This is a genomic window from Acinetobacter sp. neg1, from assembly GCF_000788125.1.
GTDB lineage: Bacteria > Pseudomonadota > Gammaproteobacteria > Pseudomonadales > Moraxellaceae > Acinetobacter > Acinetobacter vivianii.
In genome coordinates, this window is record NZ_JSZD01000020.1 from 231,892 (window position 1) to 253,800 (window position 21,909).

Annotated in this window: 18 protein-coding genes; 12 read left to right on the top strand and 6 right to left on the bottom strand. The window is 42.6% G+C overall.

The window, feature by feature from the left end:
* Positions 1-161: 161 nt before the first annotated feature.
* Together PJ15_RS15330 and radA are read right to left on the bottom strand one after the other, a co-directional pair.
* Positions 162-1,148 carry a Tim44 domain-containing protein gene (locus tag PJ15_RS15330; protein ID WP_047432288.1) on the bottom strand — a complete coding sequence of 329 codons (987 nt, stop codon included), beginning with the start codon at positions 1,146-1,148 and terminating at the stop codon, positions 162-164.
* Between the two features lie 98 nt (positions 1,149-1,246).
* Positions 1,247-2,635, bottom strand: a complete 1,389-nt coding sequence (radA, locus tag PJ15_RS15335; RefSeq protein ID WP_004771277.1) for a DNA repair protein RadA — start codon at positions 2,633-2,635, stop codon at positions 1,247-1,249.
* Between the two features lie 349 nt (positions 2,636-2,984).
* Between radA and PJ15_RS15340 the strand changes: the two genes are divergently transcribed.
* The 5 genes from PJ15_RS15340 to dapF all read left to right on the top strand — a co-directional run bounded on the left by PJ15_RS15340 (position 2,985) and on the right by dapF (position 8,715).
* On the top strand, positions 2,985-4,493 hold the full coding sequence (locus PJ15_RS15340) for an alanine/glycine:cation symporter family protein (RefSeq protein WP_047432290.1): 1,509 nt from the start codon (positions 2,985-2,987) through the stop codon (positions 4,491-4,493).
* 292 nt (positions 4,494-4,785) lie between these two features.
* A complete protein-coding gene (locus PJ15_RS15345; protein WP_004771281.1) occupies positions 4,786-6,198 on the top strand; it encodes an amino acid permease in 1,413 nt (470 codons plus the stop codon).
* Between the two features lie 143 nt (positions 6,199-6,341).
* Positions 6,342-6,563 (top strand): LPS translocon maturation chaperone LptM, encoded by a 222-nt coding sequence (gene lptM, locus PJ15_RS15350; RefSeq protein ID WP_047432294.1) that lies wholly within the window; start codon positions 6,342-6,344, stop codon positions 6,561-6,563.
* A 40-nt stretch (positions 6,564-6,603) separates the two neighbouring features.
* Positions 6,604-7,854: a diaminopimelate decarboxylase gene (gene lysA, locus PJ15_RS15355; protein WP_047432296.1), complete on the top strand. Its 1,251-nt coding sequence runs from the start codon at positions 6,604-6,606 to the stop codon at positions 7,852-7,854.
* A gap of 6 nt (positions 7,855-7,860) precedes the next feature.
* A complete protein-coding gene (gene dapF, locus PJ15_RS15360) occupies positions 7,861-8,715 on the top strand; it encodes a diaminopimelate epimerase (RefSeq protein ID WP_047432299.1) in 855 nt (284 codons plus the stop codon).
* Between the two features lie 50 nt (positions 8,716-8,765).
* Here dapF and PJ15_RS15365 read toward each other — a convergent pair whose 3' ends face one another.
* A complete protein-coding gene (locus PJ15_RS15365; RefSeq protein ID WP_047432302.1) occupies positions 8,766-9,377 on the bottom strand; it encodes a LysE family translocator in 612 nt (203 codons plus the stop codon).
* 159 nt (positions 9,378-9,536) lie between these two features.
* Between PJ15_RS15365 and xerA the strand changes: the two genes are divergently transcribed.
* From xerA to gyrA, 7 genes are all read left to right on the top strand, one after another.
* Positions 9,537-10,424, top strand: a complete 888-nt coding sequence (gene xerA, locus PJ15_RS15370; RefSeq protein WP_171248613.1) for a site-specific tyrosine recombinase/integron integrase — start codon at positions 9,537-9,539, stop codon at positions 10,422-10,424.
* Between the two features lie 438 nt (positions 10,425-10,862).
* On the top strand, positions 10,863-11,612 hold the full coding sequence (locus PJ15_RS15375) for an electron transfer flavoprotein subunit beta/FixA family protein (protein ID WP_004771287.1): 750 nt from the start codon (positions 10,863-10,865) through the stop codon (positions 11,610-11,612).
* A gap of 17 nt (positions 11,613-11,629) precedes the next feature.
* The gene (locus tag PJ15_RS15380) at positions 11,630-12,565 is read left to right on the top strand and encodes an FAD-binding protein (RefSeq protein WP_004771288.1); all 936 of its coding nucleotides are present in this window, start codon (positions 11,630-11,632) and stop codon (positions 12,563-12,565) included.
* 76 nt (positions 12,566-12,641) lie between these two features.
* Entirely contained in the window at positions 12,642-13,484 is an 843-nt protein-coding gene (locus tag PJ15_RS15385) for a helix-turn-helix domain-containing protein (RefSeq protein WP_047432308.1), read from the top strand.
* Between the two features lie 85 nt (positions 13,485-13,569).
* Positions 13,570-14,532, top strand: a complete 963-nt coding sequence (locus PJ15_RS15390; RefSeq protein WP_081402778.1) for an MBL fold metallo-hydrolase — start codon at positions 13,570-13,572, stop codon at positions 14,530-14,532.
* Positions 14,533-14,745: 213 nt separating this feature from the next.
* Positions 14,746-15,402 (top strand): hypothetical protein, encoded by a 657-nt coding sequence (locus PJ15_RS15395; RefSeq protein WP_047432312.1) that lies wholly within the window; start codon positions 14,746-14,748, stop codon positions 15,400-15,402.
* Positions 15,403-15,748: 346 nt separating this feature from the next.
* Complete coding sequence (gene gyrA, locus PJ15_RS15400; RefSeq protein WP_005256721.1) at positions 15,749-18,478, top strand: DNA gyrase subunit A; 2,730 nt, start codon at positions 15,749-15,751, stop codon at positions 18,476-18,478.
* Between the two features lie 27 nt (positions 18,479-18,505).
* Here the strand turns inward: gyrA and PJ15_RS15405 are convergent, their stop codons facing one another.
* From PJ15_RS15405 to PJ15_RS15415, 3 genes are read right to left on the bottom strand one after another with little or no spacing between them, the layout of a single operon-like run.
* Positions 18,506-19,615, bottom strand: a complete 1,110-nt coding sequence (locus PJ15_RS15405) for an ABC transporter permease (RefSeq protein ID WP_047432315.1) — start codon at positions 19,613-19,615, stop codon at positions 18,506-18,508.
* A complete protein-coding gene (locus tag PJ15_RS15410) occupies positions 19,612-20,742 on the bottom strand; it encodes an ABC transporter permease (protein WP_047432319.1) in 1,131 nt (376 codons plus the stop codon). The genes PJ15_RS15405 and PJ15_RS15410 overlap by 4 nt, the downstream gene beginning before the upstream one ends.
* 3 nt (positions 20,743-20,745) lie before the next feature.
* Positions 20,746-21,909, bottom strand: a complete 1,164-nt coding sequence (locus PJ15_RS15415) for an HlyD family secretion protein (protein ID WP_047432321.1) — start codon at positions 21,907-21,909, stop codon at positions 20,746-20,748.

Sequence of the window (21,909 nt, forward strand, 5' to 3'; positions counted from 1 at the left end):
AGACCGTGCTAGGTTGTGCTGTTTGTTATTCATAAGAACTCTATTTTTGTTGTTTTACACTCCGCCATTCTCTATAGAGAATGGCTTTTTTTAGCTTTGGTAAAAATAAAGCCCATAAAAAAAGAGCTATCGAAATAGCTCTTTTTCATTTCACAAGACCATTAAGCTTGTTGAATACCTGCAACAACCCAATCTTGTTGTGAACCGGCAGGTTTTACAAAATGCCAGATTTCAGCAAAAGGTTGTGGCAAGCTGTTTAGATCTTCACTTACTGTACCCGTAAAGCGTACGCTCACGACATATTGACCATTTTCAGTTGTGCTTTCGACAACCATCGCATTGAGATTGCTAAATTCAGCAACGTCTTGATCTTGGTTTGCCATAATGTCGCTATGCATTGAACTATAAAGCTCAGGCGTTAAATAACGACGGATTTCTTCGACATTGCTTGCGCTGTTTACCGATTGAATATGGTTAAAACGTTGACGTGCAATACGTAAGAATGCAGCAGGCTCAGTACCATCTGGTAATTGATTGCCACTGCTCATAGAGGCGCCACCAAATGGTGCTTGAGGAGCCGCAGTACCACCCGCTACAGATTGACCAAAAATATTGGTGTTATCTGCTGATTGACGTGGCGCTGCTTGAGGTGGAACCTGACGGCCAAAGTTGTTTTGACCGCCATTGTTTGGAGCGTAAGGATTATTGGTTGCTAATTTTTTTTTTGCGCCCAATCTGCGGAACACAAAGAAGGCGATTGCAGCAGCGAGAAGCACCCAAATCCAGCCAGGAATACCACCTTTTTCTTCCTGTTGCTGTTGAGCTTGCTGAGCAGCTTCTTGCTCAGTCGCTGTTGGGTTATGTTGTTTGTCATCCGCCAATGCATTGGCAGCTACAGCACCGACTGCTGCACCTGCAACACCCGCAGCAACCATAGAGCCCACACCTGGACCTGATCTTTGAGGCGCAGTTTGTTGTTGAGGCGCTGGAGCTGCTTGACGTGACGGCTGATAAGATTGGCTAGATGAACTAGATCTGCTCATACCATGGCTTTTACCGCCACCCGCACGTTTTGCTTCTGCAAGCGGTGCAGCGACCAAAGTTGCCATCAAAAGAGCTGCCATCAAGCCACGCTGGTGTACTTGCATCGAAAATTCCTATTTAAATTCAATTTGTAAATGTATTTATGAAGGTATTTACATAGAATTTCAACTAGAAAAGTATGTTTTTTTATGTCAGACGCTGATCATAATTCATCACTGAGCTGCATTGCTTCCGTTAAGGCTTCATGCAAACGTGCAACAGCAATGATTTGTACACCATCAATCGATTTTTGTGGCGCATTACCTCTTGGTAAAATCACATACTTAAAGCCATGTTTTGCAGCTTCTTTTAAGCGTTCCTGACCATTGGGTACAGGACGAATTTCACCTGATAAACCAACCTCACCAAAAACCGCTAATTGTTGCGGCAGGGCTTTGCCTCGCAAGCTTGAAGCACAGGCCAGTAATACGGCCAAGTCAGAACCTGTCTCGGTAATTTTCAGACCACCCACCACATTGACATAAACATCTTGCCCAGAAGTTTGTACACCACCGTGTCGGTGCATGACTGCTAGTAGCATATTTAAGCGGTTCTGTTCGAGACCCAGTGCAACTCGACGAGGCTGCCCATGTGCATCATCGACCAAAGCTTGAACTTCAACAAGAAGTGGGCGAGTACCTTCACGGCTAATCATCACGATTGAACCCGGAATGGCTTCATCATAACGACTCAGGAAAATTGCAGATGGATTGGCTACTTCACGTAAGCCTTTATCAGTCATGCCGAATACGCCCAGTTCATTGACTGCACCAAAACGGTTCTTGACTGCACGAATCATACGGTAACGCGAGTCAGATTGGCCTTCAAAATAAAGCACACAATCGACCATATGTTCTAAAACACGTGGGCCAGCAAGCGCACCTTCTTTGGTTACATGACCAACAAGAAATAAGGCAGTGCCGCTATTTTTCGCAAAACGTGTCAATAAAGCTGCGGATTCTCGAATTTGAGACACGCCGCCTGGGGCCGACTGTAAGGTTTCGGTATACAGCGTCTGAATCGAATCCAGAATTGCAACAGCAGGACGTTCTTGTGCCAGTACTTCACAAATCCGTTCGACACAGGTTTCAGCCATGACTTTGAGCGAATCAGTGGGTAAATCAAGACGTTGTGCCCGTAAGGCCACTTGAGACAGTGATTCCTCGCCCGTGACATAGAGGGCAGAACTTTTTTTACTGGCCATATGCGTTGCGGTCTGCAACAGGATGGTTGACTTACCAATACCCGGGTCACCACCAATCAATACGACTGAGCCTGTGACCAAGCCGCCACCCAATACGCGATCAAACTCACTAATACCAGTTTGTAGGCGAGTTTCGTGTGTAACCGAGATCTGGTTGAGGGTGGTGAGGTTTGCTACTTGTCCCGCATAACCGCCGCCCATTTTAGGTTGACTACGATGCGTAACAACAGGTTCGACACGAACTTCTAACAGACTGTTCCATTCTCCACATTCAGAACATTGACCAGCCCATTTGGGGTGATCCGCACCACACTGTTCGCAGCGATAAACCGTTTTAATTTTTGCCATAAGATAAAATTGAAAAAATTCTTTAGATTGGTTAAAAAGAGTTAGGACGAAAATTTAAGCAAGATGCTGAGTACTCTATGCATGGATAAAAAAGGAGACAGCACAGTTTCGTCATTCATGGGTTAAAGGGAACTGCTCAGGAAAATAACATGATATACAACTTTTACAAGCTATAGACGATGTGTTTTTAGCAACTTGTTTTTTTGTTCAATTCACTTTTCCCTTGAAGGGTTTAGGCAAATCGATTGCCTTTGTCTTGTGAAAGGCGTGGCATAGATATTGCTCATATTTAAATAAATGAAAATTTAGCAGTCGCTACTTTTTAAATAAATCATAAAGGTTGATATTTATGAGTGCAGCAGAAATTGTGGATTGGGCAAATAGTATTATCTGGAGTAAAGCCCTAATCTATTTGTGTTTAGGTGCAGGTTTATTTTTTTCTATTTTGACTCGATTTGTACAGGTGCGCCAAATTAAGGAAATGGCAAGGCTGTTAATACATGGTTCATCTTCAGCGCAAGGGATTTCATCATTCCAAGCTTTATCTGTTTCTCTATCTGGGCGTGTTGGTGTAGGTAATATTGCAGGTGTGGCGGCTGCAATCGGATTTGGTGGGCCAGGTGCCGTCTTCTGGATGTGGTTGGTCGCATTTCTAGGTGCAAGTACTGCCTATGTCGAATCAACACTCGGTCAAATCTACAAGGTGGAGTATCAGGGTGAATATCGTGGTGGGCCAGCATTTTATTTTGACCGAGGCCTTGGACAGCGCTGGTTAGGGATTTTGTTTGCTGTTGCAGCGATCATTTCCTGTGGTCTATTTTTACCGGGGATTCAGGCCAATGCAGTCGGGAATGCTTTTACTCAGGTTACGGGTGAAGGCGCGATCGTATTTGGTAATATCGGCGCATATAAGTTATTGGCACTGGTTGTGATCGTAACCTTATTGGCGATCATTATTTTTGGAGGCATTAAGCGGATTGCTCGTTTTGCCGAGCTGGTCGTACCTTTTATGGCAGCAGGTTATATCTTGATGGCTGTTATTATTGTCGTGATGAATATTCAAGAATTACCGGGTGTCATTAAACTGATTTTCGAAGATGCTTTTTCTCCGATGGCGGGTGTAGGTGCCGCGATTGGCTGGGGTGTGAAACGTGGTATTTATTCCAATGAGGCAGGACAGGGTACAGGGCCACACGCAGCAGCAGCGGCAGAAGTTCAGCACCCTGCACAGCAAGGTTTTGTGCAATCATTTTCGATTTATGTAGATACCTTATTCGTGTGTTCTGCCACTGCTTTTATGATTTTAATTACAAGCACGTATAACGTACAAGGCACTCTAGAGGCAGGCCAGTTTATTGTGCAGAATGTTGCACCAGCTACTGAAATCGGTTCACCAGCCTTTACACAAATGGCAGTGAGTACGGTCTTTGGTGGCTTTGGGCAGATATTTGTGGCTTTAGCTGTGTTTTTCTTCGCTTTTACGACCATCGTGGCGTATTACTATATTGCTGAAACCAACATTACCTATTTGAGCTATATCACCAAGACACCGTCATTATTATTCATCACCAAATGCTTCATTATGATTTCTGTGGCTTATGGTGTGGTCAGTGCGACAGGTTATATTTGGGGCATTGGTGATCTTGGCGTTGGCTTGATGGCATGGATCAATATCATTGGTATTATTGTCACTTATTTTATCTGGAAGCCAACCATCAAAGCGCTGAAAGATTATGAAGAACAACAAAAAGCTGGAGTTAAGGAGTTTATATTTGATCCAGTTAAGTTGGGCATCCGAAATGCGACATTCTGGGAAGAGCGTCTCAAAAACCAACAGAAGTCATCATCTAATGATTGATATATAAATTAATATTTTTCTCTTATAAAAGAAGTGGCCGCGATAGCCGCTTCTTTTTATGCACCGTTGTTTTCGAGATGAGCAAGTTGCCCTCACAAGTTCATTGTATTGTTTTGGCCTTGTGCGTATGATCGAATTCAATTGTATTTAACTTGACAAATACAGGTAAAAAATTGCTTAGCTAAAGTCAGCCAAATTATAGATAACGAGAAAAGATACCGAAAATAGTACGAATCGTTATTGAGAGCGGACTTTGGTTAATGAACTAAAAACACTGGAGAGTTTTTGCAAAATGTCGAATCAAAATCTGAGTGAGGCTGCTGAGCAAAGCGGACTTCACCGTAGTCTATCTAATCGACATCTACAGTTGATTGCGATTGGCGGTGCAATCGGAACAGGGCTGTTCATGGGGTCGGGTAAAACGATTAGTTTAGCTGGACCATCTATTCTGTTTATTTATATGACCATTGGTTTGATGGTGTTCTTCGTAATGCGTGCATTAGGAGAACTATTACTATCTAACCTGAACTACAAATCTTTTATCGATTTATCGACGGATTTAATTGGCCCGTGGGCAGGTTATTTTGTCGGTTGGACTTACTGGCTCTGTTGGGTCACGATTGGTATCGCAGATTTATCCGCCATTATTTACTATCTGGAATTCTTTAATGGTGGGGAATCCTTCACGCCATTAGGTGGTTTACTGATTAGTACTGTGGCAATCATGTTTGTCTTAGGCCTGAACTTGGTGACCGTAAAATTATTCGGTGAAATGGAGTTCTGGTTTGCGATGGTGAAGATCACAGCGATTATTGTCTTGATCGCAGTCGGTCTTTGGATGATCTTTACTGGGTTTACCAATGCTTCTGGTACAGTTGCAAGTGTTTCGAATCTCTGGACACATGGTGGGATGTTCCCGAAAGGTCTTGATGGCTTTTTAGCGGGCTTCCAGATTGCCATTTTCGCCTTTGTTGGTGTGGAATTGGTGGGTACAACCGCTGCTGAAACTCAGGATCCTAAACGTAACTTGCCAAAAGCAATTAACTCGATTCCAATCCGTATCATCATTTTCTATGTATTGGCATTATTTGTGGTGATGTGTGTAACCCCTTGGGATCAGATCAATCCTAAAGTCAGCCCATTCGTCAACATCTTCTCACAAGCGGGTATTGCATCAGCTGCGATTATCATGAACTTGGTGGTGTTATCTTCGGTGATGTCATCCATGAACAGTGGTGTCTTCTCGACTAGCCGTATGTTGTTTGGTCTATCTACAGATCAGCAAGCACCGAAGTTATTTGGAAAACTATCTAAATCTGCTGTCCCTTCAAAAGCATTGATTTTCTCGTCAATCTGTATCTTTATCGGTGCATTCGTACAGTTCGTTTATAAATTACAGACAGGGACGAACGATGAAGTAACGGCATTTACGCTTGCAACAACGCTTTCAACAATTCTGTTCATCTGTGTATGGATCATTATTATGTGGAGTTATATTAACTACCGCAAAAATCGTCCAGAGTTGCATGCACAATCAAGCTTTAAACTTCCTGGTGGCGTGTTCACATGCTGGGTCGTGATTTTATTCTTCCTTGCAACGATCTACTTCCTTGCATTGGATGAAACCACATTAGAATCACTAAAAGTGAGCCCGATCTGGTTTGTCATTCTGGCAATTGGTTATTTCTTCTATAAGAAAAAATAAGCAAGCACTGGACTGAATACTTAAAGCGTCGACCTTAAAGTCGGCGTTTTTTTATGGTTATTGCCTGATTCATTCAAGTTTAGACTTTAGCCAATCAAATGATCACGCTATACTGCTCCGAATTGTAAAAGTTAGGTGCTCAGATGCTTAAAGCCATTTGTTCTATCAGTTTATTATTAAGCAGTATTGTTTTAACTGCCTGTGGCCAGACGGGTGAATTACATTTACCATCTGATCCAAACCAAGACAAACGCGCAAAATATTTGCTTTATAAAAATGAAGCATCTCAGGCTAAAACTTCATCTGTTGTAAGCAAAGATGAAGTCGAAGAGGCAAGTCAGGCAACATCATCCACGACGCAATAACAAACCATCTCACCTTAAGTTTGTAAATAAGGACATCTTCATGAGTTTCACTCGCATTAATGGAGTATTGCATGCTGAGCAATGTTCACTCGATCAGCTCGCACAGCAATATGGCACGCCTTTATATGTTTATTCAAAAGCAACTTTTGAAAAGCATTATTTGGATATGCATCGTGCTTTTGATTTTATTGATCATCAAATCTGTTTTGCAGTGAAGTCAAACTCAAATCTGGCTGTTCTTAATGTATTGGCAAAAGTGGGCGCAGGTTTTGACATCGTTACAGGTGGCGAATTGGCGCGTGTACTGGCAGCCGGTGGTGAGCCTTCAAAAATCGTATTCTCTGGTTTGGGTAAATCTGAAGCAGATATCGAAAAAGCTTTAAATGTTGGCATTGCCTGTTTCAATGTGGAGTCACATGCCGAGCTGGATCGTATTCAGAAAGTGGCAGCAAAACTAGGAAAGAAAGCACCGATTTCTTTACGTGTAAATCCTGATGTTGATGCCAATACCCATCCTTATATCTCAACTGGCTTGAAAGAAAATAAGTTTGGTATCCCAAGCGATACGGTGAATGAAACTTACCAATATGCCGCGTCATTGCCGAATCTTGAGATTATTGGGATCGATTGCCATATTGGTTCACAGTTGACGGAAACCAAACCCTTTGTCGATGCGCTTGATCGTGTCATTTTAATGATTGAGCAGTTGAAAAGTCTGGGGATTAACCTCAAACATATTGATATCGGTGGTGGTTTGGGCGTGCGTTATAAAGATGAAACGCCGCCAAGTGTTGAAGAATATGCCAATGCGATGCGTCCTGCTTTAGAGAAGCTTGGTTTGAAAGTGTATATGGAACCAGGCCGTAGTATTTCTGCTAATGCAGGCGCATTATTAACGAAAGTTGATCTATTAAAACCGACCAACCATCGTAACTTTGCCATTATTGATGCAGCAATGAATGACTTGATTCGTCCTGCGCTGTATGAAGCGTGGATGGATATCCAATCGGTGAACTCGAATACTGATGTTGAAGTGAAAACTTGGGACTTGGTCGGTGCGATCTGTGAAACTGGTGATTTCCTCGGTAAAGAGCGTGACTTGGCACTTCAGGAAAATGATGTGCTGGCGGTGCTGGGTGCAGGTGCATACGGTTTTGTAATGAGCTCTAATTATAATACCCGTGGCCGAGCTGCTGAAGTTATGGTCAATGGTGATCAAGCCTATTTAATTCGTGAGCGTGAAACCATAGAATCACTTTGGGAAAAAGAGCGTTTATTGCCTGAGGAATAAGTTGAGATGTATTTAGAATTTACCAAAATGCATGGTTTGGGCAATGATTTTATGGTCGTTGACCTCGTTACCCAGCGAGCTTATTTAGATACGGTCACGATTCAGCGTTTGGCAGATCGTCATTTTGGGGTGGGTTTTGATCAGCTATTGATCGTTGAGCCACCAGATTTACCTGATGTTGATTTTAAATATCGAATTTTCAATGCCGATGGCTCTGAAGTTGAGCAGTGCGGTAATGGTGTACGTTGTTTTGCCCGTTTTGTACATGAGCGTCAACTGACCACTAAAACTAAAATCCGTGTGCAAACCAAAGCAGGGATTGTTGAACCTGAATTGGGTGCCAACGGTTGGGTACGCGTCAATATGGGACAACCGAAGTTTCTTCCAGAAGAAATTCCATTTGTGACTCAAGAGCATGAAGATATTGAAGGCTTATATGCACTTGCATTAGCTGACAATCAAAGCATTAATATTGATGTAGTGAATATGGGAAATCCGCATGCGGTGACCATTGTTCCTGATGTATTAACGGCAGATGTAGAACGTATGGGCCCACAAGTGGAATCTCATTCGCGTTTCCCTGCACGTGTCAATGCTGGGTTTATGCAGATCCTTGATGAAAAGCATATTCGTTTACGTGTGTATGAACGTGGTGTTGGCGAGACTTTGGCTTGTGGTACAGGTGCTTGCGCCGCTGCTGTCAGTGGTATGCGCCGTGGCTTACTTGCCAATGAAGTTGAAGTTCAACTTGCGGGTGGTAAATTACACATTGCTTGGCGTGAAGGTGATGTAGTGTGGATGACAGGCCCAACCACGCATGTCTATGATGCCCGTCTGGATTTAAGATATTTCCAAGGCTGAGCATCTTGGATTTAAAAAAGCGCGTTTTAATCAACGCGCTTTTTTATACTTTATCGTTTGCTGAATGCCAGCTTGAGTGCAAACAGGATAAAAATACTGCCAGTGATACGATCCATATATTTAATGAATTTTGGTCGTTTTAGATAAGCTGAAATGGATTGCATTGCAGCGATCAGGAAAATAGACCAGATCAGTCCAATCACCACATGAATCATCACCAAGCCCATGGTCCAGATGATTGGAGATGAGGACTGCGGGATAAATTGGGGTAAGAAGGAAATATAAAAAATACCAACTTTAGGATTGAGCAAATTGCCCCAGAAGCCTTTGATGAACCAGTTCTGCGTTACGGTTGTTTCATTGATATCGGCAAGTTGGGTACGAGGTTTTAACAGCAGATTTAAACCTAACCACGTCAGATAGATTGCGCCCATCCATTTTAAAAGATTAAAGGCGATATCTGAGGTCATTAATAAGGCACCTAAGCCACAAGCCACGATGATTCCCCAAACAATACAACCCAGATTAATACCCAAGGCTGCCTGAAAAGCTTTAGCTTTACCTTCCAGCGTTGCGGTACGGATAATCAGTGTTGTATCTAAACCTGGCGTAAGTGTAAGCAGAGTAATTGCAACAAGATAGGGAATAAGCATGGTTGTCATTGATCAAGCACCATTTAAAACTTAAAAATGATTGTAGTACAGTGCAATAGATTGTTCGAGAAGGTTGTGGATGAATAGGAGGAAAAATTTGCTAGACTGTACTCAGCTTTATTTATCAGCATGGAGAGTCATTTGGAAACCCCTGCAAAACTACTGTCCATGTGGTTAAAAGAACGTATTATTCAAAATCAGTCGGAACATACCATTTCGGCCTATCAACGTGACTTAACTGATTTCTTTCATTTCTGCGAACAAAAACAATTACAACTACAAGATATTGAAGCATCGGATTTGAGAGAGTATCTGGCTGCCCGTGTTGAGCGGGATCAATTGAGCTCTAGCAGTCTACAGCGGCATTTGACATCTATTCGCCAATTTATGAAGTGGGCAGAGCAAGGGCAGTATCTTGAGCAGAATCCATCTGAAGATTTTAAGTTAAAGCGTCAACCGCGGCCTTTACCAGGGATGATCGATATTGAGACGGTTCATCAAATTCTAGATCAGGCGCCCCCTGAAAAACCGATTGAGCAGCAATTGTGGCTGCGCGATAAAGCAATGCTGGAACTATTATATTCCAGTGGTTTGCGTCTGGCTGAATTGCAAGGCTTAACCATTAAGGACATTGATTTTAATCGGCAGCTATTACGTATCACAGGTAAAGGTAATAAAACCCGCATTGTTCCCTTTGGAAGCAAAGCCAAAGACAGTTTGGTTGAATGGTTAAAGGTCTATCGGATCTGGCAAGGTAACTTTAATGCTGACTCTGCAGTTTTTATCTCGCAACGTGGCAATGCCTTAACACCACGTCAAATTGAAAATCGGGTCAAGCTGCAAGCGCAACGCGCAGGCGTGAATGTCGACTTGCATCCACATTTATTACGTCATTGTTTCGCCAGTCATATGCTTTCTGCCAGTGGCGATTTACGTTCTGTGCAGGAAATGTTGGGACATAGCAATCTTTCCACCACGCAGATCTATACTCATGTCGACTTTGAACAATTGGCAAAAGTGTACGATCAAACACATCCTCGGGCGCAAAAAAGCTAAATCCTGATATATTATGTTGCAAATTTGAGCGATTAATCGTCGTCTACTTTTCCAGTTTATTCCGTACATTTGTTGAATTGATGTTATTACTTAATTGCCAAGTTTTCTCGAAAGCGAAAAGGTGGGTAAGTTTGCAGGAAATGAACCGTTACAGATCATTTCAAACGTGATAAAAAATGCTGGTTTAGATCATTGAATTTTATAAAATATTAAAAAAATCAAAGTTTAATATTCATCATTTTGATGAGCTAAATAAATAGAATGAATCATTATTTTCATTTTGTGAACTGAGCGTTTCATCTTTTTTATGGCTGTAGCGGAAATTGTGACTTGACCGAAATGCCAAATACATTGCAAGATAGGGCACCTAAAAAGTTTCAATCGAAGAGTTAGAATACTCTTCATTACATTTACTTGCTTAGAACAGCCGAGGATTACATGAAGGCTCTTGTCGCTGTAAAACGTGTGGTTGATGCCAACGTTAAAGTTCGTGTTAAGCCGGACAATAGTGGGGTTGACCTTACCAACGTTAAGATGTCAATCAACCCATTCTGTGAAATCGCAGTGGAAGAAGCGGTTCGCTTAAAAGAAAAAGGAACAGTTTCTGAAATCGTTGTTGTTTCAGTGGGTGCTAAAGAAGCTCAAGAACAAATTCGTTCTGCAATGGCTCTAGGTGCTGACCGTGGTATTTTAGTTGAAACTGCTGATGAAGTTGGCGCTCTTGAAGTTGCTAAAATCTTGAAAGGCGTAGTTGATGCTGAAAAACCAGAACTTATTCTTCTTGGTAAACAAGCAATTGATGACGACTCTAACCAAGTAGGTCAGATGCTTGGTGCTTTACTTGGTGCTGGTCAAGGTACTTTCGCATCTGAAGTTAAAGTTGACGGTGGTAAAGTTCAGGTAACTCGTGAAATCGACGGTGGTTTACAAACTGTTGAGCTTGCACTTCCTGCAATCATCACAACTGACTTACGTTTGAATGAGCCACGTTATGCTGCTCTTCCAAACATCATGAAAGCTCGTAAAAAGCCACTTGATACTAAATCACCTGCTGATTATGGCGTTGCAACAGGTACTAAGCTTAAAACAATTAAAGTTGAAGCTCCTGCTGAACGTAAAGCTGGCGTACAAGTGAAGTCTGTAGACGAGCTTGTTGAAAAATTGAAAAACGAAGCGAAAGTGATCTAATACAGAAGGATAAAATCATGAGTATTTTAGTTATCGCTGATCACAACAACCAGACACTTAACGGTGCAACTTTAAACGTTGTTGCGGCAGCTCAAAAAATCGGTGGTGATATTACTGTATTAGTTGCTGGTTCTGGCGCTCAAGCAGTTGCAGACGCTGCTGCTAAAGTTGCTGGTGTGAGCAAAGTATTACTTGCTGACAATGCTGCTTATGCAAACCAATTGGCTGAAAACGTTGCTGGCTTAGTTGCTGACATCGCGAAAGGCGGCTACAAATACGTATTAGCTGCGTCTACAACGACTGGTAAGAATATTCTTCCACGCGTTGCTGCACTTCTTGACGTAAGCATGATTTCAGACATCATTGCTGTTGAATCTGCAAATACATTCAAGCGTCCTATCTATGCGGGTAACGCGATTGCAACTGTTCAATCTGATGAAGCAATCATCGTTGGTACAGTTCGTGGTACAGCATTTGATGCAGTTGCTGCTGAAGGCGGTTCTGCTGCGGTTGAAGCTGTTGCTGAAGCAAAAGACGCTGGTATTTCTACCTTTGTAAACGAAGAAATCGTGAAACTTGATCGTCCAGAGTTAACTGCTGCACGTATCGTTGTTTCTGGTGGTCGTGGTGTAGGTTCTGGTGAGAACTATCACAAAGTCCTTGATCCATTGGCTGACAAGCTTGGTGCTGCTCAAGGTGCTTCACGTGCTGCGGTAGATGCTGGCTTCGTACCAAACGACTTCCAAGTAGGTCAAACTGGTAAAATCGTTGCGCCTGATCTTTATATGGCAATTGGTATCTCAGGTGCGATTCAGCACTTGGCAGGTATGAAAGATTCTAAAGTTATTGTTGCGATCAACAAAGACGAAGAAGCGCCAATCAACAGCGTTGCTGACTACTGGTTAGTTGGTGATTTGAACACTGTTGTTCCAGAATTGGTAAGCAAGCTGTAATTTACAGTCTGCCACTTATTCAAGAAAACGCCCTTGTGCTATAAATTGCGCAAGGGCGTTTTTTATTGGGTTGATCATGAATATTGATTCTACGGCTGCGATGGATGAACAGTATTTACATCGTTCGCTGGTCAGATTGGCATTTGCAGATATGACGCGAGATTATTTATGTATTCGGGCGAAAAATCAGCATGGACTATCGAATATTCAAGTGAACCAATTGCACATGGGGATGATTCTGCATGGGCAACAACAATTAAAAATGTATAACCAGCAGGTTAATCTCAGAGCGGGTGATCTGTTTATTATCAAGCCTGATACTGTTGCGGATACCGTCAATATTCCAGATCCGGAAACAGGAGAATATTTGACGATTCTGGTGCCGATGTGTGAAGAGGTGATTCATGCGGCACAGATGATTTGGGCCAAGCCCATTACCGATAAAACAAAAGCAATCTTACAGTTTTCAATTGAGGATTTTGCCCCACATCTTCTCGCTTGGCAAAAGGCTTTATTTGAACAGGATCTCGTTAAGGCTCGCTTATCGATTGCAGCCATCCTTGTGCAGTTATGTCAGCAGCATTGTGCAGATGTGCTGATTGTACCTCCTCTAAAACTGTCAAAACAGATTTACCAGTGGGTGCTGGATCAGCCTCAACATCAATGGCAATCCAATGAAATTGAAACCCGCTTAGGTTTAAGCAGCGCCACATTGCGACGTAAATTGAGTCATGAACAAACTTCTTTAAGAGAAATCATTATGCATGCACGTCTAGCCCATGCCTTGGAGTTGCTCTATTCAAGCAAACTGCCGATGAAAACGATTGCGGCGAAGTCAGGTTATCAATCTGCTGCAACCTTTCGTGAGCGATTTATACAGCGTTATGAGGTTGATCCCGCCGTTCTATCCTTGGAATAATCTAAATTGAGCGTTTCGCGTAGATAATTGAGCGATTTTTAATCACTCAGCAGCGTTAGATTTAAAGCAATCTAATATCAAGGCGATGAACGTGAAATTATTAAAACCCATTCTAATTGCGCTACTGTTTAGTGCTGTTACGGTTCATGCGGAGTCTAGTCCTCAGGTAAAGCAGGTCGCGGGATATTTTTTACAGCCTGTTGGAAATTTGAAAGTCACGGCTCTGTTTGATGGGGAGCTGGGCTTGCCTCGTAGTGATTTGCTGGGAATTTCATCTGCAAAAGCCAATCAGTTATTTACAGAGAACTTTGTACCTGTCGATGAACATAATCAGATCATGACCGATTTTTCGGCTTATTTAGTACAGACGCCGACACAGAATATTTTAATTGATGCGGGTACTGCAAAATGTTTTGGCCCAAGCCTGGGTCATGTTCCAGAAAACTTAAAAAAGGCAGGCTTACAACCTGAGCAGATTGATACGATTTTAATTACCCATGCGCATCCTGATCATTTATGCGGAATTACGCTGGATGGGAAAATGGTTTATCCAAATGCCAAAGTCTATTTAGCGAAAGCGGATGTAGATTACTGGACGTCTGCTCAGAATGAGGCAAAAGCCAGTGACTTCTTTAAACCTTTGTTTAAAATGATCCGAGATGCATTAAAGCCTTATCAGCAAACAGGGCAGTTGATTGCCTTTAGCAAAACCTCTTTTGATGTGCCGAATGTTGAACTGATCAGCACACAGGGTCATACCGAAGGTCATTCTTCTTATCTGATCGATGGAAAAAATGGACAAAAGTTTTTGGGCTTAGGTGATGTGGTGCATTATGCGGCCGTGCAATTTCCGTATCCTGAAGCTAGCTATAAACCAGATACTGATGTTAAACGTGCCATCGCAGTGCGTAAAAATATCTTTGAGCAAGCTTATCAAAATCATTGGTGGATTGGCGCTGCGCATGTGGCATTTCCCGGAATTGGTCATATCGGCAAAAATACGCAGGGCTATCAATGGATTCCAGCCCAATATCGTCCAGAACGGTGAAGGGTGGCTTTGATTTTTTCTTTGCTGATCGAAGGTTTAAGCTTATGAGACAGAGCGTTTCCTTTATGCAACGATACTGTTGCTAATTTAACCTACTGATTTAAATCGTATTAATTTAAGTTTTTCTTAATGGTTAATTTCAATTAAGCTAAAAGTGTACTCATTAGTACACTTTTGTTAAGCTTTCATTTTCGATGGTTTTTTTGTTGAATAATGAAGTTTGATTTTCGTTTAAATGGCGTTGTATTGGTTCTATTCTCCCTATTATTTCTCACCGCATTTCTAGCCATTGCTGAGAGTTCAGTACTGCTGACATGGAATGTTCATTTTTTAGAGGCAATGCAGGCCATTGTGTTATTGGCTTGTGTTCCCTTTACATGGTTTTATGTCAAACCTAAGACTTTAACTGAGCAGAAAAAATGGTTTTGGCTATGGGCAATGGCATGGTGGTTGATGTTCTTTGGTCGAAGCATTAGTTGGGGGCGTGACTTTTTCCCTGAAGTTCCCCATATCTATTATCGGATCATTTCAATTTTTGTGATTGCACCTGTGGTTTTTATGCTGTTTTCTCCTCATTTAAGAGCTGAAATCAAGTATAAGTGGCAACAGGTCAAGTTGCCGTTCTGGTATTTACTGATTGCGGTTTTGTCATTGTTTCTGGCGGATAGTATCGAGCATCATCGCTTTATTGACACCTTGTTACTTAGTCATCATGCCAATCAAGATATTGTGGAAGAGCTATACGAAAATCCATTTATTCTTGCGCTGTTCTTTTCTGCTTTTTATTTTATGCGACAGGATAGGGTGACTGAACAAGACAAGCTCACGCTGGCAATGGAAGCAGAACTCTCACCTAAACCTTATCAATAAAAATTGAGCGTTATTTAACAGTTTAATTGGGGTTATGGCTTTTACAGAATTGCGGCGAAGGAGCGACTTTGGGAACAGGTTTTGCTGTTTTTTTGCCCAAAGTGGTTCGTAAAGTATTTTTATCGGCGCTTTTCTGTTTTTAATAATTTTAAGTCATTCATTTATATATTCTTTTTATTGTAAAAAAATGCTATTTTTGCGGTTCTAAACTTACCGTTATTTCGTCCTTTATGCTATAATTTTTCGCTGTATTTTTTATTTTTAGTTCAAGTCTTTGAGCTGAATTTTTGCAAGATTGAAGACATAAAAACAGGTACAACTCTCTACCTGTAAACAAGGAGTATGCATGAGCGTATCGGAAATCAGACCGATTGCCATTGAGGACGAACTCAAGCATTCATATCTAGATTACGCGATGAGCGTAATCGTATCTCGTGCATTGCCAGATGTGAGAGACGGTCTAAAACCTGTTCATCGTCGCGTGTTATATGCGATGCACGAATTGGGCAATGATTATAACAAAGCATACAAAAAGTCTGCTCGTGTTGTCGGGGATGTGATCGGTAAATATCACCCGCATGGTGACAGCGCAGTATATGAAACAATCGTTCGTATGGCGCAGGACTTTAGCTTGCGTTACATGCTGGTGGATGGTCAGGGTAACTTCGGTTCGGTCGATGGCGATAGCGCGGCTGCAATGCGTTATACCGAAGTTCGTATGCAAAAGTTAACCCATGAAATTTTGGCAGACTTAGAAAAAGATACTGTTGATTGGGAAGACAACTACGACGGTTCCGAGCGTATTCCTCAGGTGATGCCAACACGTATTCCTAATCTTCTGATTAACGGTACGACAGGTATTGCGGTGGGTATGGCGACCAATATGGCGCCACACAACATGACAGAAGTTGTGAATGCGTGTCTTGCTTATGCCAACAATCCGAATATTTCTATAGAAGGATTGATGGAACACATTACGGGTCCAGATTTCCCTACGGGCGGTATCATTTACGGTAAATCAGGCATTGTAGATGCTTACCGTACCGGTAAAGGCCGTTTGCATATTCGTGGTAAATATCACTTCGAAGAAGACCAGAAAACAGGTCGTACCACGATCGTCTTTACTGAAATTCCTTATCAGGTGAACAAGGCAAAAACCATTGAGCGTATTGCCGAGTTAGTCAAAGAAAAGAAACTGGAAGGTATTTCAGAGCTTCGTGACGAGTCTGATAAAGAAGGTATGCGTATTGCCATCGACTTGAAACGTGGCGAAAATGCAGAAGTTGCGGTGAATAACCTGTTCTTGCATACCCAGCTTCAAAACTCGTTCAGCATCAACATGGTCTGTCTGGATAATGGCCAGCCGAAGTTGATGAATCTGAAAGATATTATTGCGGCATTTATTCGTCACCGCCAAGAAGTTGTGACTCGCCGTACCATGTTCGAACTGCGTAAAGCACGTGAGCGTGGTCATATCTTGGAAGGTTTGACAGTTGCATTAGCCAATATCGATGAAATTATCGAAACCATCAAAACATCTGCAAACCCGGCTGAAGCGCGTGAACGTTTACAGTCTGGCGAGTGGGCTGGTGGTGGTGTTGTTGCTTTACTCGAAAAAGCAGGTGCAATTTCAGTTCGTCCAGACGAGATTGAAGGCGAAGATCCAGCACGTCCATTTGGCTTGTCTGGTGATATTTATCGTTTGTCACCAACTCAGGTAGCTGCGATTTTAGAATTGCGTTTACACCGTTTAACGGGCTTGGAACAAGATAAGTTACACGCTGAATATACTGAAATTTTGGGTCAAATTGCTGAATTAACGGCAATCCTCAATGATTTCAATTTATTGATGAATGTGATTCGTGAAGAACTTGCTTTGATTTTGCAGCAATACGGTGATGGTCGTCGTACTGAAATTGTGGAATCTGGCGTTGATTTCTGCCGTGAAGATTTAATTCCTGAAGAGCAAGTTGTATTGACTGTGTCTCAAACAGGTTATGCGAAAACTCAACCACTTTCTGATTATCAAGCGCAACGCCGTGGTGGTCGTGGTAAGTCTGCAACTGCAATGAAAGATGATGACATCATCCAGCATTTAATTGTGGCATCGAACCATGCAACTGTGCTGTGCTTTACCAATGTCGGTAAAGTTTATCGCTTGAGAGTGTTTGAAGTACCGCAAGCATCTCGTGGTGCAAAAGGTCGTCCAATTATCAATTTACTTCCTCTGGAAGCGAATGAAACTGTGACTGCTATTTTACCGTTGACGGAGTTCCCTGAGAACCATTACGTGTTTATGGCGACTGGCTCAGGTACGGTAAAACGTGTTGAACTTGCACAATTTAGTAATGTGCGTTCAAACGGTTTACGTGCGATCGAGCTGAATGAAGAAGATACCCTGATTGGTGTTGCGATTACCGATGGTAACCAGCAGATCATGTTGTTCTCGAATGAAGGTAAGGCAATCCGTTTTGCTGAAACTGATGTTCGTGCGATGGGTCGTACTGCGAAAGGCGTACGCGGTATGCGTGTCAGCTTTGCAAGCAACAGTATCGAAGCTGAAGATGCTGACGTTGAAAACGATGATAGTGATGACAATGATGATTCATCAGATTCAAATGTAATCAGCCGTATCGTTTCGCTTGTAGTTGTCCCTGAAACGGGTGAAGTGCTGTGTGCATGTGCCAACGGTTATGGTAAACGTACCCCAGTAGATGACTTCCCGACCAAGAAACGTGGTGGTAAGGGTGTAATTGCAATCAAGACAAGTGAGCGTAATGGTGAGCTTGTGGGTGCTGTATCGATTGATGAAACCAAAGAACTCATGTTAATTTCTGATGGTGGTACATTAGTACGTACGCGTGCTGCTGAGGTTGCAACAACAGGCCGTAACGCGCAAGGTGTTCGTTTGATCCGCTTAAGCGATGCTGAGACATTGGTGGGTGTGGTTTCAATTGAAGCTGTAGAAGATGACGAAGAGTTAGATGCTATAGATGAAGTTGAAAATACCGAAGCTGAAACAGTAACTTCTGAAGAAGTTGTTGCTGAGCCAAAAGATGATGCGCCTGAAGCGTAATCATTGAGGTAATAAAAAGGAAGCTAATTAGCTTCCTTTTTTTATGGGTTGCATCATCACTAAACGGTAATAGGAGATTGCCAGTAAAATTGCAGCTACGGTTGCCAGATAAATCAGTTTTGGTACCACAATAGAGGTTGGTACACCCATTTGATTGAGCTGTACAAACATTTGCACCCCATGAGTTGAAGGAAATATCCACGCAAACCATTGCATCCAGTGTGGCATGGCTTCATGAGGCCAAGCTGTTCCAGTCAGTAAGAATAATGGAACAGACGTCACGACAATTAGATGCCCAACCCGTTCAGGCATATCCACCAGTGAACCCACTAGCATGCCTAAGCCAATCACACAACTGACATAGATTGGGACGGCAAGCAACATGCCCCAGAAGTTTCCGCCGTGTGGAAATTCATATAGCCAGAAGGTAAAGCCGAATAAATACAGACAGCTGAGGCAGCCTGTCGTGAAAATAGCGGCAAATGTTGCCCAGAATTCAACAGGTTTTGCTATCCAGCCTTGTTCACGATAACTGGCGATCAGCATGGCAAGACCAAGCAGAATCGTTTGATGAATAATCAAACTGGCGACAGCAGGGAAGATATAACTACCATAACCCGACATCGTATTGAACAGCGGAATTTGATGAATCGAAAGTTCGGGTTCAAACGCGGAAGCATTGCCAAATTTCTCTAGATGCTCTTTCAGCGTATATTCAATTGAGCTGGCTAAACCGACGCCAACTTCTTTGGTTCGGATGAAATACGCCGTACTTAAATAGAGACCAATCCCACCCATTTCACCTCGCTTCAAACTATTGGTGAGGTTCTCAGGCAGTAACAAGATACCTTCAGCTTGCTGGTTCTGCACCATGCGCTGCGCTTCCAGAAAATTATCCGTCACCGTGGTGATCTTAATATGTGGACTATTTGATGCTTGGCTAATGATTTTTGAGGTCAAAATGCTTTGTTCTTCATCCACGATCACAATCGGAATATCTTCCGCTGTTTGTGCCTTATAGGCGGTCGGATAGAAAAAACTATAAAGTAGCGTTGCCGCAATTAGGGTGGTAAACACTGAATTGTTGGCAAAAATATTTTTAAAAGTCTGTAGGTAATAGCTGAAAAATGACTTCATGGACATAGCTCCTGAGTATTTTTCTTTAACAGACGCACGCTCAAGGCAAAGAATAAGCCCGCGAAGACCACTAAAATGCCAAAAGGAACCATTGAGACATGCACATCACTGCCAATAATCCACTGTTCGGTTTGCAGCTTGGCATAAGGTGTATAGGGAATAATCATTGACCAGAACTGGGTAAATGCTGGCGCGTTATTCAAGGGTAGGGTAATTCCTGAAAAACTTGGTGAAGAACCACCATACAGTGCAATAAAGCCAAAGGTTTTGGGAAGATTCTGGGTCGCAAGAACCACAGTACTGCTGATCACGGCATAGGAAAAGTACAATAAAAATTGTGCTGCTAAAATCAGCGTAAGTGAACCTGCAATAAAGTAACCGCGGATTTGCGCTAACCAGAACATCCAGCACCAAGTCCAGGCACAGAAAATAAAGACATAGAGCAAGATTTTACCGAGCAGGCTGGAAATGACTTGTTTGGAACTGACCCATTCACCCACTGTTTTGCGCTTAAACTCTTGCCCGATGGCAAAAGCCACGCAGCAACAGAGCAATAAGTGTAAAACGGCTGGCACCATAAATGGCTCAAGAAATAACTCATAACTCATGCTTGGGTTATATAGGGTTGAAATCTTGATATGCGGGGTCGGCATGTCCAGATAGGGGATCGTGTTGGACAGGTAGCTTTGTCCCATATATTCAGCCATACCATTCAGAGTGCTGATGAGCATGGCGGAGGAAATGGTATTACCGATACTAAAAAAAGACTGGTTATACGCAATACTGATTTGCGCATCTTGGGCTTTGACCAGACGTTGTTCAGCACCTTCGGGGATCATGACAAATCCCCATGCTTCAGTCTTGTTGATGAGCCGTTCTGCTTCATCCTGACTGGCAGTAATGGTTTTTACTTGCAAAGTATGGTTAAGGCTTAAGCTACGAATCACCTTGCGGCTCATTTCACTTTGGTCTTGGTCAATCACCACAATAGGAAGATGTTCGGCCTTACCTGCTGAAAACATGCTACCAAAGAGCAGAATGACCAGCAAAGGCGCGATCACCGCCATAAAAAGATCTACTTTATGGCGTTTAAGATAGCGTAATTCCCGAAGCATGACAGCAAACATCGGTTATTTTGCCTCTTCTATTTTGAATAATACGCTCATGCCGACTTTTAAATCTGGAATACTTTGCTCAGGCACCAAATGGAATTTAAAGCTGCGGATGTCATAACCACCAGTTTGGCGCGTGGTTTTAATCGTTGCAAAATCACCTTCGGCATCAATATTTTTTACTTTAAAGGTTTCTTTACGATTTAATGCAGGAATAAAACCTTCAATGCTTTTCATTTTATAAACAGAGCTGTACATGTCTTCACGGACATTTAAGCTGACCCACAAATCATGGTCTTCAATAATGCTAACGACTGGCACGCCTGTTGCGACTAACTCAGTCGGCTTGCCGTAGGTTTTAGATACGGTTCCGTCTGTAGGTGAGTACAGTTTGGTTTCTTCGGTTAATGCATTGGCTTCTTTCACAGCCGCTTGTGCCATCGCAACTTGTGCATCAGCTGTCGATTTCTGTTGTTCGGTGCTACCGCGTTTGGCACGTGCATACTGTTGATAAGAGGCTTCGGCAGTCTCACGTGCAGAAGTTTGTGCAGCAAGCATTTCATCGCGGCGTTGGCGAGAAATCACACCTTGTTGATATAAGGTTTCACCACGTTTATACGTGGTTGCTGCCAATTCTGCCTGAGTTTTCATGGCTTGCCAGTTGGCATACAGTGTCTCGATATTTTCTTGTTGAGCACCACGATACACAGTGGAATGGAATGCAGTTGCACTTTGTAAAGCTGCTTGAGCCTGTTCTTTTTTCGCTTCAAGTTCTGGGCTGACAAAACGAACCAGTGCTTGACCTTTCTTAACTGGCTGCCCCTCGGAAACATAGAACTCTTCGATACGACTTGGTACTTTGGTGCTGATATGCACGGTTTCAGACTCAACTCGGCCCTGTAGCTCAATGGCCTGAGGTTGATAAGCTTTCCATAAGCCAAAAGCGATTAAACCTAAAAGTAGAATCAAAATAATCAGGCCGATGATTTTTGCCTTGCCTTTTTTAGGTGGCTCGTTCGGTGGCTGCTGTGTATTGGAGTTTGGTGTCTCAGGTTGTGGCTGTGCGACTTTCTCAGTCGCGCTCACTTCCGCTTGGGGTGATTCAGACGTTTGAGTTTCAGTCTTGTTGTCCACTTGATCTTTATCGCGTTCTGAATTGGATGATGATTGATCTTGGCTCAT

What these genes read in the sequence shown, in the direction of transcription:
- lptM (WP_047432294.1), top strand. Translation starts at nt 6,342, where the DNA reads ATGCTTAAAGCCATTTGTTCTATCAGTTTATTATTAAGCAGTATTGTT.
- PJ15_RS15330 (WP_047432288.1), bottom strand. Translation starts at nt 1,148, where the DNA reads ATGCAAGTACACCAGCGTGGCTTGATGGCAGCTCTTTTGATGGCAACT.
- PJ15_RS15340 (WP_047432290.1), top strand. Translation starts at nt 2,985, where the DNA reads ATGAGTGCAGCAGAAATTGTGGATTGGGCAAATAGTATTATCTGGAGT.
- PJ15_RS15380 (WP_004771288.1), top strand. Translation starts at nt 11,630, where the DNA reads ATGAGTATTTTAGTTATCGCTGATCACAACAACCAGACACTTAACGGT.
- PJ15_RS15345 (WP_004771281.1), top strand. Translation starts at nt 4,786, where the DNA reads ATGTCGAATCAAAATCTGAGTGAGGCTGCTGAGCAAAGCGGACTTCAC.
- dapF (WP_047432299.1), top strand. Translation starts at nt 7,861, where the DNA reads ATGTATTTAGAATTTACCAAAATGCATGGTTTGGGCAATGATTTTATG.
- PJ15_RS15410 (WP_047432319.1), bottom strand. Translation starts at nt 20,742, where the DNA reads ATGTTTGCTGTCATGCTTCGGGAATTACGCTATCTTAAACGCCATAAA.
- xerA (WP_171248613.1), top strand. Translation starts at nt 9,537, where the DNA reads ATGTGGTTAAAAGAACGTATTATTCAAAATCAGTCGGAACATACCATT.
- radA (WP_004771277.1), bottom strand. Translation starts at nt 2,635, where the DNA reads ATGGCAAAAATTAAAACGGTTTATCGCTGCGAACAGTGTGGTGCGGAT.
- lysA (WP_047432296.1), top strand. Translation starts at nt 6,604, where the DNA reads ATGAGTTTCACTCGCATTAATGGAGTATTGCATGCTGAGCAATGTTCA.
- PJ15_RS15390 (WP_081402778.1), top strand. Translation starts at nt 13,570, where the DNA reads ATGAACGTGAAATTATTAAAACCCATTCTAATTGCGCTACTGTTTAGT.
- PJ15_RS15415 (WP_047432321.1), bottom strand. Translation starts at nt 21,909, where the DNA reads ATGAGCCAAGATCAATCATCATCCAATTCAGAACGCGATAAAGATCAA.
- gyrA (WP_005256721.1), top strand. Translation starts at nt 15,749, where the DNA reads ATGAGCGTATCGGAAATCAGACCGATTGCCATTGAGGACGAACTCAAG.
- PJ15_RS15375 (WP_004771287.1), top strand. Translation starts at nt 10,863, where the DNA reads ATGAAGGCTCTTGTCGCTGTAAAACGTGTGGTTGATGCCAACGTTAAA.
- PJ15_RS15385 (WP_047432308.1), top strand. Translation starts at nt 12,642, where the DNA reads ATGAATATTGATTCTACGGCTGCGATGGATGAACAGTATTTACATCGT.
- PJ15_RS15395 (WP_047432312.1), top strand. Translation starts at nt 14,746, where the DNA reads ATGAAGTTTGATTTTCGTTTAAATGGCGTTGTATTGGTTCTATTCTCC.
- PJ15_RS15405 (WP_047432315.1), bottom strand. Translation starts at nt 19,615, where the DNA reads ATGAAGTCATTTTTCAGCTATTACCTACAGACTTTTAAAAATATTTTT.
- PJ15_RS15365 (WP_047432302.1), bottom strand. Translation starts at nt 9,377, where the DNA reads ATGACAACCATGCTTATTCCCTATCTTGTTGCAATTACTCTGCTTACA.